The sequence below is a fragment of the Pseudomonas sp. Marseille-QA0332 genome (assembly GCF_054950175.1).
Map to the genome: position 1 here is coordinate 2,709,075 of NZ_CM143106.1, position 13,163 is coordinate 2,722,237.

A 13,163-nucleotide genomic window follows, 5' to 3' on the forward strand; every position below is an offset into this window, starting at 1 on the left:
CCTGCCCGGCTCGCTGGCCGATGGGCCACGCCGGGCCTACCAGTAGTTTTCCACCGCCACCTGCCCCGGCCTACGGCTCAGTGCCAGCTGCAGGTCACGCTGCTTGAGCGCCGCGCGGGTGTCTTCGATCATCTGCGGGTTGCCGCAGAGCATGATGCGCGAATGCTCCGGGCTCAGCTGCACGCCCGCGGCCCGCTCCAGCTCGCCGCTCTCGATCAGGGTGGTGATGCGCGCGTTCAGTGCGCCTGGATGGGCCTCTCGGGTCACCACCGGAATGAACTGCAGCTTGCCGGCATGCTCGGCCAGGTAGTCGCGGCTTTCCAGACCGGCGATCAGGTCCAGGTAGGCAAGCTCCTTGGCCTCGCGTACCGAGTAGACCAGCTTGATCGACTCGAACCGCTCCCAGGCCTCGAAATCCTGCAGGATCGACATGAACGGGGCGATCCCGGTGCCGGTAGCCAACAGCCACAGATCACGCCCGCCGATGAAGCGGTCCAGGGTCAGGTAACCGAAGGCTAGCCGGTCGATCAGCAGGCGGTCGCCTTCACCCAGCCGGCTGAGTTCGCTGGTGAACTCCCCGCCAGGCACGACGATGGAGAAGAAGTCCAGGTATTCGTCATGCGGCGCCGACACCATCGAATAGGCCCGCCAGGCCACGCTGCCATCGGCCTTGGTCACGCCAAGACGGGCGAACTGCCCGGCCCGGAAGCGAAAGCCTGGATCACGGGTCACCCGCAAGGTGAACAGGTTCGCGGTCAACGACTGCACGTCGAGCAAAGTCTGCTGGGTGAATTTGTCGGCACTGGCGGTCATGTTGCGCTCCCTCTATCGAATGATGTCAGTTTCGCGCAAAGCGCCGGGAATGAACACCGATACGCTGTAGGGTCTCCACGGCGTGTCGTCGATGGAATAGAAAGGCATCAGGCAATAGCGAAATGTTTACACTCACTTATTAATGCTTTCCTACACTTCCCAAGGCCCGCGAATTGGATCCCTTCATGCGTACGGGGAGTTCGGAATGCAAAACTGGAAAATGGAGCAGATACAACGCCTGGCCAGCGAACAAGACCCGCAACGAATGTTCGACCAGGCCGTCGAGCTGGTGCAAGCGCTCGACATGCCCTATCTCGGCTGGACCTTCTTCTTCAATGCACCGGGAAGTCGACCGGCCAGCACCCAATACAACAATTACCCCAGCGCCTGGAACCAGCTCTATCAGGAGCGATTGTCAGGCCTGGACCCGATCCCACGGGCATGCCGTCACTGCACCCTGCCGCTGCTGTGGGAAGAGGCGCTGTTCGCCCAGGCTCCCTCGTTCTGGCAGCAGGCTCATGCGCATGGCTTGCGCCATGGCTGGACCCAGTCGCAGTACGACTTGCACCATCATGAAAGCCAGTTGAGCGTTGCCAGGCCCGAGGGTGCGATCTCGGCAGCGGAGTTCTACGAGAAGAGCGTCCATGTCAGCTGGTTGTGCAAGGCCTTGCACACGAGTCTGGCCACTCGCCATCTGGCACGCCGCCAGCCATTGCCCAAGCTCAGTGAGCGTGAGCTGGAAGTGCTCAAGTGGTCGGCCGCCGGCAAGACCGCCGCGGACATCGCCTGCATCCTGAGCCTGTCGCTGAGCACGGTCAATTTCCACATCCGCAGCGTGATCGGCAAGACCAACGCCGCCAACAAGCCGGCCGCCATCGCCATCGCCATGAGCGAAGGCCTGATCTGACCGGCTTGGCGACTCCGAGCCTCAAACCTCTGTAGAATCGCGGACTCCAATCGCCCGGCCAGGGCGGATGAACACGTCCAGAGTCCCGACATGCCCCTGCTCAATAGCCCCTTCGCCGAACTCGACCTGATCCGCCAGCCGGAACAAGCCAACGATCCGCTGCAAGCCTTCGATGCCGCCGACCAGTACCTGCTCGATCATCTGGCACAGCATCGCCCCGACGGCCAATGCAGGGTCCTGGTACTCAATGACAGTTTTGGCGCGCTGGCCGTCAGCTTGGCGGGACACCTGCCGGTGACCAGCAGCGGCGACTCGCATCTGGCGCGGCTGGCCCTGGAAAAGAACCTGGCGCGCAACGGCAAGCCTTTCGACTGCGTACCTTTCGTGCCGGCCAGCGAGCCCTGGCAAGGACAGTTCGAGCGGGTACTGCTGCGTGTGCCCAAGACCCTGGCGTTGCTGGAAGAACAGCTGATCCGCCTGCGCGGGCATCTGGCGCCGGACGCGCAGGTGATCGCCGGCGCGATGATCAAGCACCTGCCACGCGCCGCCGGCGACCTGCTTGAGCGTCACGTGGGCGCGGTCAGTGCCTCGCTGGCGCAGAAGAAGGCCCGCCTGTTGATAGCCAGCGCCAGCCCACGGCCGGCGACCACTTCACCCTATCCGACCCGTTACCAGCTGGAGGCGCCGGCCCTGGAACTGGTCAATCATGCCAATGTGTTCTGCCGCGAAGGGCTGGATATCGGTACCCGGGCGTTCCTGCCACACTTGCCGCGCGACCTGGGCCAGGCCCGGGTCGCCGACCTGGGCTGCGGCAATGGCGTGCTGGCCATCGTCAGCGCCTTGGCCAACCCGGAGGCCGACTACACGCTGGTGGACGAATCCTACATGGCCGTGCAATCGGCCAGGCAGAACTGGCAGGCAGCCTTCGGCGCACGGCCGGTGACCATACACGCCGCCGACGGCCTGGCCTGCATGGAAAAGCAGTCTTTGGACGTGGTCTTGTGCAATCCGCCGTTCCACCAGCAACAAGTGGTCGGCGACCTGCTCGCCTGGCGCATGTTCCAGCAGGCCCGCGAAACCCTGGTCACCGGCGGCTCGCTGTACATGGTCGGCAATCGTCACTTGGGTTATCACAGCAAGCTGGCCCGATTGTTCCGCAGCGTCGAACAGGTCGCCGCCACGCCGAAGTTTGTGGTGCTCAAGGCGCGCAAGTAATCCCTGGCGCCTCGCCCGGCCTTGCTTGCGGGGCCGGGCAGCATGACGGCTGCCTGGCCCTCCCGGACCTCAGTGGGTGGTCAAGCCTGCCGCGCTCATGAACAGCCGCATCGCCCAGGCCGCCACGCCCAAGGTCGCGACGCTGGCCGTCCAGATCAGCGCCAGCCAGCCCAGGCGCTTCCAGAGCGGTCGTTTCCCTGCTTCGCTGGCATGCTTGTCCATGGGTCGGCCTTTTTAGTGGTGGTAGCCATCTTCGTGGGTCACCTTGCCGCGGAACACGTAGTAGCTCCAAAAGGTGTACCCGAGGATCAACGGGATGATCAGCAAGGTGCCGACCAGCATGAAGCCCTGGCTCTGCGGTGGTGCCGAGGCCTCCCAGATCGAGATCGAGGGCGGGATGATGTTCGGCCATAGACTGATGCCAAGGCCGCTGTAGCCCAGGAAGATCAGCACCAGGGTGAGCAGGAACGGTGTGTAGTGGGCATTGCGTGCCACTGCCCGGATCAGGCCGTAGAGCGTCAGCAGGACCAGGATCGGCACCGGCATGAACCAGAGCAGGTTGGGCATGCTGAACCAGCGCTCGGAAATCTGCGGGCAGGCTAGCGGTGTCCACAGGCTGACCACCGCCATGACCGCCAGCAGCACCAGGGCCAGCGGCCGAGCCATGTCGTGCATCTGCCGTTGCAGTGGGCCTTCGGTCTTCATGATCAGCCAGGTGCAGCCCAGCAGCGCATAGGCCACGATCAGGCCCAGCCCGCAGAACAGGCTGAACGGCGTGATCCAGTCGAGCGAGCCGCCGGCATAGCTGCGGTCGACGACCTTGAAGCCTTCGATGAACGCACCGAGCGCCACGCCCTGGAAGAAGGTCGCGACCAGCGAGCCGCCGATGAACGCCTTATCCCATAGATGACGTTTTTCCTCGGTGGCCTTGAAGCGGAACTCAAAGGCCACGCCACGGAAGATCAGCCCCACCAGCATCAATACCAGCGGCAGGTACAAGGCCGGCAGCACCACCGAATAGGCCAGCGGGAAAGCGCCATACAGCCCCGCCCCGCCCAGTACCAGCCAGGTCTCGTTGCCATCCCAGACGGGAGCGACGGTGTTCATCATGACATCGCGGTCACGCTCGGCCTTGACGAAGGGAAAGAGCATGCCGATGCCCAGGTCGAAACCGTCCATGACCACATACATCATGATGCCGAAGATGATAATCACGGCCCAGATCAGCGGAAGATCGATACCCATGACTCAGTTCCTCTCGTTCAGGCTGGCCGATTCGCTGCCCTTGCCTTCATAGGCGGCGGACAATGGTCGTGCAGGCGTGCGTTTCCGGCCCGGGCCGCCAGGCTTGCGCTCGTCGCCTTCGCCGGTGTGTGGGCCCTTGCGCACCAGCCGCATCATGTAGGCGAAGCCGATGCCGAACACGGCGAAGTACACCACCACGAACATCACCAGGGTCAGCCCGAGCTGCGCGTAGCTGTGGTTGGACACGCCATCGGCCGTGCGCATCAAGCCATACACGACCCACGGTTGCCGGCCGATCTCGGTGGTGAACCAGCCGGCCAGGATGGCGATCAGTCCGGACGGCCCCATCCACAGGGCCAGGTGCAGGAAAGGACGCGAGTGGTAGAGGGTGCCGCGCTTGCGCAGCCACAGGCTCCAAAGGCCGGTGAAGATCATCAGCAGGCCGAGCCCGACCATAATCCGGAACGACCAGAAGATGATCGTCGAGTTGGGCCGGTCCTCAGGGGCGAATTCCTTGAGCGCGGGCACCTGCTTGTCCAGACTGTGGGTCAGAATCAGGCTGCCCAGCGCGGGGATCTCGACCTTGAAGCGGGTGGTCTCGGCTTGCATGTCGGGCAACCCGAAGAGAATCAGTGGCGTCGCTTCGCCGGGTGGGTTCTCCCAGTGTCCCTCGATCGCGGCGATCTTCGCCGGCTGGTGCTCGAGGGTATTGAGACCATGGAAATCGCCGACCACCGCCTGGATCGGCGCCACCACCAGAGCCATCCACATGGCCATCGACAGCATCTTGCGCACGGCCGGGTTGTCACGCCCGCGCAGCAGGTGCCAGGCGGCCGACGAACCGACGAAGAACGCGGTGGCGACGAACGCGGCGATGGCCATGTGCATGAGACGGAACGGGAACGAAGGGTTGAAGATCACCGCCAGCCAGTCGACCGGGATCACTCGCCCATCGATGATCTCGTGCCCCTGCGGCGTGTGCATCCAGCTGTTGGACGCCAGGATCCAGAAGGTCGAGACCAGCGTGCCGAGGGCGACCATCACCGTGGAAAAGAAGTGCAGCCCGCGGCCGACCCGGTTCCAGCCGAACAGCATCACGCCCAGGAAGCCAGCCTCGAGGAAGAATGCGGTCAGCACCTCGTAGGTCAGCAGGGGTCCGGTGATGGCCCCGGCGAAGTCAGCGAAGCGGCTCCAGTTGGTACCGAACTGGTAGGCCATGACCAGGCCGGAAACCACGCCCATGCCGAAGTTCACCGCGAAGATCTTCGACCAGAAGTTGTACAGGTCGCGATACACCTGCTGGTCGGTCTTGAGCCACAAGCCTTCGAGCACCGCCAGGTAGCTCGCCAGGCCAATGGTGATGGCCGGGAACAGGATGTGGAAGGAAACGGTGAAGGCGAACTGGATTCGCGCAAGATCGAGTGCTTCTAAGCCGAACATGCTGCTTCCTCAGTCTGGTTGTCCGATGCCCGGGCGCCACGACATGACTTCCTGGTCACGGTTATCGAGTACGCCACCTGCGGATTGTTCGATCTGATTCCGACAATCCGGCCCAGGGGTCGTATCGTTGCGATCTGGCGCATTGATCCAGATCAACGGTTCGAGGCAAGAATAGTCCCGTATGGTCCGACAGACCGTGTGGTTGAATGCCGCAGGATAAACGGTGCGTCGATGTGCCAAGGGGCCTGGCAGGGTTGCCGTTTCGCCTGCAAATTGCGTAACCCTTTGTTACAAAGCGGTGCTACGCTGCAACGCCCATTCCCGAAGTCGCGAATCCGATGCCTGAATCCGCTTCCTTACCGCTACGCCATCACCGCCCGTTCGTCGCTTTCTGGCTGGCCAGGGTGTTTACCGCCAGCGGCTTCCAGATGCTGACCGTGGCCATCGGCTGGCACCTCTATCAGCTGACTGGCAACGTGCTGGACCTGGGTCTGGTGGGGTTGGTGGAATTCGCTCCGCGCGTACTGTTCATGCTGCATACCGGTCATGTGGCCGATCGCTACGACCGGCGCAAGGTCGCCGCGCTGTGCCAGGCCATGCAAGGGCTGATCGCGCTGGCCCTGGCTCTGGGCAGCGCATCGGACAACGTCAGCCGCGAGATGATCTTCATCCTGGCCTTCCTGCTCGGCTCTACCCGCGCCTTCGAAATGCCAGCCACCCAGGCACTGCTGCCCAACGTGGTGCCGCCAGGCCTGTTTCCCCGCGCCGTGGCCGCCTCGGCATCGGCGACCCAGTCGGCCACCATCGTCGCGCCGGCGGTGGGTGGCTTTCTCTACGCGTTCGGCAGCCTGTGGGTCTATGGCCCGACCGTGGCCCTGTACGCCATCGCCTGCCTGCTGACCCTCAGCCTCGAGGCACGCCAGCAAGTGCCCCAGCGTGGCCGTGCCAGCCTGGAATCGCTGCTGGCAGGGATTCGCTTCATTCGCAGCCGCCGGGACATCTTCGGCGCCATTTCCCTGGACCTGTTCGCCGTGCTGCTTGGCGGTGCGACGGCCCTGCTGCCGGTGTTCGCCAAGGACATCCTGCTGACCGGTGCCTGGGGCCTGGGACTGTTGCGTTCGGCCCCGGCGGTTGGCGCCCTGCTGATGTCGCTATGGCTGGCGCGCTTCCCGGTCGAGCGCAATGTCGGCAGGGTGATGTTCACCGCCGTGGGCGTGTTCGGCGTGGCGACCATCGGTTTCGGCCTGTCGACGTCCTTCTGGTTCTCGCTCGCGGTACTGGTGGTGCTGGGCGCCGCCGACATGATCAGCATGGTCATCCGTGGCGCCTTCGTGCAGCTGGAGACACCGGACGAGATGCGCGGTCGGGTGAGCGCGGTGAACGGGCTGTTCATTGGCGCGTCGAACCAGCTCGGGGAATTCGAATCGGGGGTGACGGCCCACTGGTTCGGCACGGTCCCGGCGGTGCTGCTCGGTGGCGCTGGGACCTTGGTGGTCACGGGGGTGTGGGTCCGCTTGTTCCCGACGCTGGCCAGGCGCGATCGGCTGCATGAAGGCTGATCCGCGATGCGTGCGCAGGCCGCTCCGGCAGCCGGCCTGACGGCCATAGGCCGGTGCCTAGCTTGCTGGTATGATGCGCGGCTTTTTCCGCCCCGCGCAATGCCGGCCCTCTGGCAGGGTCTGTGCTTGTGTCGATGGGACGATCATTTCACGGCGCCATCGCGCCTTGGAGAGCAGGCATGCTGGAAAGGCTGTTTCAACTAAGAGCACACAATACCAACGTGCGCACCGAGATCCTCGCGGGCGTCACCACCTTCCTGGCCATGGCCTACATCCTGTTCGTCAACCCGAGCATCCTGGGCGAGACCGGCATGGACAAGGGCGCGATCTTCGTCGCCACCTGCCTGGCAGCGGCCATCGGCTCGGTGATCATGGGCGTGATCGCCAACTACCCGATCGCCCTGGCACCGGGCATGGGCCTGAACGCTTTCTTCACCTATACGGTGGTGCTGCACATGGGCCACACCTGGCAGGTGGCGCTGGGCGCGGTATTCCTGTCGGCGGTGCTGTTCTTCCTGCTGTCGATCTTTCGCATCCGCGAATGGATCGTCAACAGCATCCCGCTGCCCCTGCGCTCGGCCATCGCCGCCGGCATCGGCCTGTTCCTGGCGCTGATCGCCCTGCACAATGCCGGCATCGTGGTGGACAACGAGGCGACCCTGGTCGGCATGGGCGACCTCGCCCAGCCGGCGCCGATCCTGGCGACCTTGGGCTTCTTCCTGATCGTCGGCCTCGAGTCGCTGAAGGTCCGTGGCGCGGTGCTTATCGGCATCCTGGCGGTGACCCTGGCCTCGATCCTGCTGGGCGTCACGCCATTTGCCGGGGTGGTTTCCATGCCCCCCTCGCTGGCACCGACCTTCCTGCAGCTGGACATCAAGGGCGCGCTCGACGTGGGCCTGGTCAGCGTGATCTTCGCCTTCCTGTTCGTCGACCTGTTCGACAACTCCGGCACCCTGATCGGCGTGGCCAAGCGAGCTGGCCTGATGGGCAAGGACGGCCACATGCCGAAGATGGGACGCGCGCTGATCGCCGACAGCACGGCCGCCATGGCCGGCTCGCTGCTCGGTACCTCGACCACCACCAGCTACATCGAGTCGGCCGCGGGCGTGAGCGCCGGCGGGCGTACCGGTCTGACCGCCATCGTGGTCGCCGTGCTGTTCCTGCTGGCGCTGTTCTTCGCGCCCCTGGCTGGCAGCGTGCCGGCCTTCGCCACCGCGCCGGCATTGCTGTTCGTCGCCGTGCTGATGGCTTCGGGCCTGGCCGAGATCGACTGGGATGACGTCACCGAGGCGGCGCCCGTGGTAGTCACCGCCCTGGCCATGCCGCTGACCTATTCGATCGCCAACGGCATCGCCTTCGGCTTCATCGCCTGGACCGCCATCAAGCTGATCTCGGGGCGCTACCGTGACCTGAACCCGGCGCTGGTGATCCTTTCCATCCTGTTCGTGATCAAGCTGGGCTGGTTCAACGCATGAATGCTCTGGATACCTCCTCCTACGCCTCGCAACTGCAAGCCAAGGTCGAACGCCTGCGCGAGCTGCTGGCACCGTTCCAGGCACCGCAGCCGCAGGTCTTCGACTCGCCTCGCGAGCATTACCGCCTGCGCGCCGAGTTCCGCCTGTGGCGCCAAGACGGCCAGCGTCACTATGCGATGTTCGCCCCGGGCGAGAAGCATACGCCGATCCTGATCGACGACTTCCCGATCGCCAGCGCCCGGATCAACCAGCTGATGCCCAGGCTCAAGGCCGCCTGGCAGGCCAGCGAAGCGCTTAGCCACAAGCTGTTCCAGGTCGAGTTCCTCACCACCCTGGCCGGCGACGGCATGATCACCCTGTGCTACCACCGTCCGCTGGATCAGGCGTGGGAAGCCGCTGCGCAGCAATTGAGCGCCGACCTGGGCGTGAGCATCATCGGTCGCTCCAAGGGCAAGCGCCTGGTGATCGGCCGTGATCATGCAGTGGAGCGGCTCGAGATCGCTGGCCGTACGTTCAGTTACCGCCAGCCCGAAGGCGCCTTCACTCAGCCCAACGGCATGGTCAACCAGAAGATGCTGGCCTGGGCGTACGATGCGTTGGGCCAGCGCGACGACGACCTGCTGGAACTGTATTGCGGCAACGGCAACTTCACCTTGCCGCTGGCCACGCGCGTGCGCCAGGTGCTGGCCACCGAGATCAGCAAGACCTCGGTCAATGCCGCGCTGCACAACCTCGAGGAAAACGGCGTGGACAACGTGCGCCTGGTGCGCCTGTCGGCCGAAGAGCTGACCCAGGCACTCAACGAGGTGCGCCCGTTCCGTCGCCTGGAAGGCATCGAGCTCAAGCGCTACGACTTCGGCACGGTGTTCGTCGACCCGCCACGCGCCGGCATGGACCCGGACACCTGCGAGCTGACCCGGCGTTTCGAGCGCATCCTGTACATTTCCTGCAACCCCGAAACCCTGGCGGCCAATATCGCCCAGCTGCAAGACAGCCATCGGATCGAGCGCTGTGCGCTGTTCGATCAGTTCCCCTATACCCAGCACATGGAAAGCGGCGTCCTGCTGGTCCGTCGTTGATCCCCAAACGCCTGGACGGGCCAGGCCAAGCCCTCGTCCAGGCCCTCGCGACCGTCGATGTCACCGCGCAGCGCTTCTCGCGCAGGCCGAGGGATATCGCGAGCGCTTCGGCTGTCCATACTCGCATGATCGTGCTGCAGGCAGGCTGCGACCTGGTCTTGCCTGTCCCATTTCCTTCATCGATATGCTTGAACGCCCTGGAGAACACTGATGGATTGGCGAAAAGGCCGGCGCAGCGACAATGTGGTGGATGCCCGAGGCAGCGGTGGCGACGGCATGCGCTTTGGTGGTGGCAAGGGCCTGGGGCTCGGTGCCGTACTGCTGATTCTCGGCATCGGCTGGATCACCGGCCAGGACCCGTTGCAGCTGCTTGGCCAGTTGTCCGGGCAGATGGAACAACGCCAGGCATCGACCAGCCCCCAGGGCGAAGCGCCACCGGCCAACGATCAGCAGGCCCAGTTCGTCGCCTCGATCCTTGGCGATACCGAGGATACCTGGAAGGCGCTGTTCGCCCAGAACGGCGCCCAGTATCGCGAGCCCAAGCTGGTGCTGTTCAGCGGCCAGGTCAATTCCGCCTGCGGCTTCGCCTCGTCCGCGGTCGGCCCCTTCTATTGCCCGGCCGACCAGCGTGTCTACCTGGACATGAGCTTCTTCCGCGAAATGGAGACCCGCTTCGCCGCGGCCGGCGACTTCGCCCAGGCCTACGTCATCGCCCACGAGATCGGTCACCATGTGCAGACCCTGCTGGGCGTCTCGCGCCAGGTCGAGCAGGCGCGTCAGCGTGGCCAGCGCATGGAAGGCGCCAACGGCCTGCTGGTGCGCCAGGAGCTGCAGGCCGACTGCTTCGCCGGCGTCTGGGCCTACCAGGCGCAGAAACGCCTGAACTGGCTCGAGCCAGGCGACGTCGAGGAAGCCCTCGATGCCGCCAATGCCATCGGTGACGACCGCCTGCAGCAGCAGGGCCAGGGCCGCGTGGTGCCCGACTCGTTCACCCATGGCACCTCGGCGCAGCGGGTACGCTGGTTCAAGGCCGGTTTCGAGAACGGCGAGGCAGAGCGCTGCGACACGTTCAATGCCAGGACGCTCTGAGCATCGCGCCGCGGCGCGACGGCGACCGTTCGGCCAGTGACCAGCCACACCAGGTGAAAAAGCGTTTCAGCTCCAGCCCTTGATGCCGATACAGCCTCCACGAAGCGCGGGCCTCAAGGAAAAGAACAATGCCCGGCGATTCCGAACAAGACGAATCACTCGGGAGAGCGTGCATGAATACCTGGTTTGCCAACCTCGGCATCAACCTCAAACTCGGGCTGGGCTTCGGCCTGGTCCTGCTTCTGACCGGCCTGCTGGCGCTGACCGGCTGGACCAGCGTGTCCGGGCTGATCGATCGCAGCAACTGGATGAGCGACATCACCAAGCTCAACAGCGACCTGACCAACCTGCGGGTAGCGCGCCTGCAATACATGTTGACCAGCGGCGACGATACGGCGGCGCAGGGCGTGCTGGCCAAGCTGGATACCTTCAGCGCCCAGCAACAGCACCTGCTCAATACCTTCAAGAGCCCGGAAAACCTCGCCCTGCTGCGCGAACAGGCGCAGTCGATCAGCGACTATCGGGTATCGCTGGACAAGATGCGCAGCGGCTACAAGACCGCCGCGAGCGCGCGTGCCGCCATGCTGCGTGCCATGGACCAGGCCGGCGAGACGATCGAGGCGGTCATGGCTCAGGTGATGGCACGCTCGTTCGACGACGCCACTCGGCTCGACCAGTACCGGGCCGCCAGCCAGGTCTACCAGCAACTGCTGAAGGCGCGCCTGGATGCCCGCAGCTACCTGGCCGAGCCGACCAGCGCCAGCGAAGAGGTCGCGGTGCGGGGGATCGAGGCGGTGTTGGCGCAAGTCGCCCGACTGTCCACCCAGCTGCCCCAGGAAGGCGCTAGAGTCCAGGCCCTGGAAACCGCCGTGCTCGGTTTCCGCGATGCCCTGCGCCACTGGCGAGACGCGACCGCCCAGGTGGCCGTGGCACGGCAGGAGATGACCGTGCAAGGCGCCGACATCGTCAAGCGCAGCGAAGCGCTGTACCAGATCCAGCTGGAGCGCCGCGACATCGAAAGTGCCCAGGCGCGTACCTGGCAGGTCGGTGCCACCTTGCTGGCAATGTTGTTCGGCATCCTGGCGGCAGTGCTCATCACCCGGCAGATCACCCGCCCCTTGCAGGAAACCCTGGCCGCCGTGGAGCGGATCGCCGGCGGCGACCTCAGCCAGCAGATGCAGGTCACCCGACGCGACGAACTGGGCGTGCTGCAACAGGGCATCGCACGCATGGGCACGACCCTGCGCGAACTGATCCGCGGGATCCGCGATGGCGTCACCCAGCTCAGCGGTGCGGCGCAGGAGCTCTCGGCAGTGACCGAGCAGACCAGCAGCGGCGCCAACGCGCAGAAGGTCGAGACCGACCAGGTAGCCACCGCCATGCACGAAATGGCGGCCACCGTCCAGGAAGTCGCGCGCAATGCCGAGCACGCCTCACGCGCGGCGACTCAGGCCGATGACGAAGCCAAGGCAGGCGATCAGGTGGTCAACGAGGCGATCGCGCAGATCGAACGCCTGGCGCAGGAAGTGCACCGTTCCAGCGCCGCGATGGGCGAGCTGCAACAGGAAAGCCAGCGCATCGGCAGCGTGATGGATGTGATCAAGTCGGTTGCCGAGCAGACCAACCTGCTGGCTCTCAATGCCGCCATCGAAGCGGCACGTGCCGGCGAAGCCGGACGCGGATTCGCCGTGGTGGCCGACGAGGTTCGCGGCCTGGCCCAGCGGACCCAGCAGTCGACCGAGGAGATCGAGGCGCTGATCGCCAGCTTGCAGAGCGGTACCCAGCAAGTGGCCACGGTGATGCTCGACAGCACCACACTGACCGACAGCAGCGTCGAACTGGCGCGCAAGGCCGGGGCCTCGTTGGGCAACATCACCAGCACGGTGGCCAGCATCCAGGCGATGAACCAGCAGATCGCCGCGGCTGCCGAACAGCAGGGCGTCGTCGCCGAGGAAATCAGCCGCAGCGTGCTCAATGTCCGCGACGTGTCCGAACAGACCGCCGCCGCGAGCAACGAGACAGCCGCCTCGAGCGTCGAACTGGCGCGCCTGGGCGCGCGCCTGCAGACGCTGGTGAGCGAGTTTCGGGTCTGAGGCAGGCGCCTGATTCGGTGGGCTCGGCGGCCGTGCTCCTGGCACCATCGGTGGGGTCTGCAGGCCCGTGCAGAAGCGGCCGCAGTGCCGCGATGGCCAGCAAGCGGGCCCTCTATCCACCAAGCCACCGCCGCTCTACCGCGCAGGCACGACCCGCGCGCCAGCGGCTGCTTTGCAAACCTGCCAGACCCTGGGGCCGCTGCGCGCCCTAGCGCGGCCGGTCCCATAGGCACCTTGGGTGGGGGTTT

At 65.1% G+C, this 13,163-nt stretch carries 11 protein-coding genes and 1 pseudogene; 8 read left to right on the plus strand and 4 right to left on the minus strand.

The genetic code is table 11. The features are described 5' to 3' along the window. Positions 1 to 36 precede the first annotated feature (36 nt). The gene (locus tag ACY8GK_RS12565) at positions 37 to 813 is read right to left on the minus strand and encodes a ferredoxin--NADP reductase (protein WP_462401370.1); all 777 of its coding nucleotides are present in this window, start codon (positions 811 to 813) and stop codon (positions 37 to 39) included. A gap of 205 nt (positions 814 to 1,018) precedes the next feature. Between ACY8GK_RS12565 and ACY8GK_RS12570 the strand changes: the two genes are divergently transcribed. Next, positions 1,019 to 1,720: an autoinducer binding domain-containing protein gene (locus tag ACY8GK_RS12570; protein WP_462401371.1), complete on the plus strand. Its 702-nt coding sequence runs from the start codon at positions 1,019 to 1,021 to the stop codon at positions 1,718 to 1,720. A 90-nt stretch (positions 1,721 to 1,810) separates the two neighbouring features. Continuing rightward, positions 1,811 to 2,935 (plus strand): methyltransferase, encoded by a 1,125-nt coding sequence (locus ACY8GK_RS12575; RefSeq protein WP_196176897.1) that lies wholly within the window; start codon positions 1,811 to 1,813, stop codon positions 2,933 to 2,935. A gap of 69 nt (positions 2,936 to 3,004) precedes the next feature. Here ACY8GK_RS12575 and ACY8GK_RS12580 read toward each other — a convergent pair whose 3' ends face one another. From ACY8GK_RS12580 to ACY8GK_RS12590, 3 genes are read right to left on the minus strand one after another with little or no spacing between them, the layout of a single operon-like run. Further along, positions 3,005 to 3,157 (minus strand): DUF2474 domain-containing protein, encoded by a 153-nt coding sequence (locus ACY8GK_RS12580; RefSeq protein WP_196176895.1) that lies wholly within the window; start codon positions 3,155 to 3,157, stop codon positions 3,005 to 3,007. 12 nt (positions 3,158 to 3,169) lie between these two features. Then, entirely contained in the window at positions 3,170 to 4,180 is a 1,011-nt protein-coding gene (cydB, locus tag ACY8GK_RS12585; protein WP_462401372.1) for a cytochrome d ubiquinol oxidase subunit II, read from the minus strand. Positions 4,181 to 4,183: 3 nt separating this feature from the next. Beyond that, positions 4,184 to 5,620, minus strand: coding sequence for a cytochrome ubiquinol oxidase subunit I (locus ACY8GK_RS12590; RefSeq protein ID WP_196176891.1), 1,437 nt, complete (start codon positions 5,618 to 5,620; stop codon positions 4,184 to 4,186). 338 nt (positions 5,621 to 5,958) lie between these two features. On the opposite strand from ACY8GK_RS12590, the gene ACY8GK_RS12595 reads away from it, so the two are divergent. The 6 genes and pseudogenes from ACY8GK_RS12595 (at position 5,959) to ACY8GK_RS12620 (ending at position 12,915) form a co-directional block, all read left to right on the plus strand. Continuing rightward, entirely contained in the window at positions 5,959 to 7,179 is a 1,221-nt protein-coding gene (locus ACY8GK_RS12595) for an MFS transporter (protein ID WP_196176889.1), read from the plus strand. Positions 7,180 to 7,358: 179 nt separating this feature from the next. Next, entirely contained in the window at positions 7,359 to 8,654 is a 1,296-nt protein-coding gene (locus ACY8GK_RS12600; protein ID WP_196176887.1) for an NCS2 family permease, read from the plus strand. Continuing rightward, positions 8,651 to 9,733 (plus strand): tRNA (uridine(54)-C5)-methyltransferase TrmA, encoded by a 1,083-nt coding sequence (gene trmA, locus ACY8GK_RS12605; RefSeq protein WP_196176885.1) that lies wholly within the window; start codon positions 8,651 to 8,653, stop codon positions 9,731 to 9,733. The genes ACY8GK_RS12600 and trmA overlap by 4 nt, the downstream gene beginning before the upstream one ends. 210 nt (positions 9,734 to 9,943) lie before the next feature. Further along, positions 9,944 to 10,822, plus strand: a complete 879-nt coding sequence (ypfJ, locus tag ACY8GK_RS12610; protein WP_462401373.1) for a KPN_02809 family neutral zinc metallopeptidase — start codon at positions 9,944 to 9,946, stop codon at positions 10,820 to 10,822. Between the two features lie 308 nt (positions 10,823 to 11,130). Further along, positions 11,131 to 12,060: pseudogene (locus tag ACY8GK_RS12615) on the plus strand (methyl-accepting chemotaxis protein); the annotation flags it as partial. Beyond that, positions 12,052 to 12,915, plus strand: a complete 864-nt coding sequence (locus ACY8GK_RS12620) for a methyl-accepting chemotaxis protein (protein WP_462403019.1) — start codon at positions 12,052 to 12,054, stop codon at positions 12,913 to 12,915. The pseudogene ACY8GK_RS12615 and the gene ACY8GK_RS12620, both read left to right, overlap by 9 nt. The last annotated feature ends 248 nt before the right edge of the window (positions 12,916 to 13,163 follow it).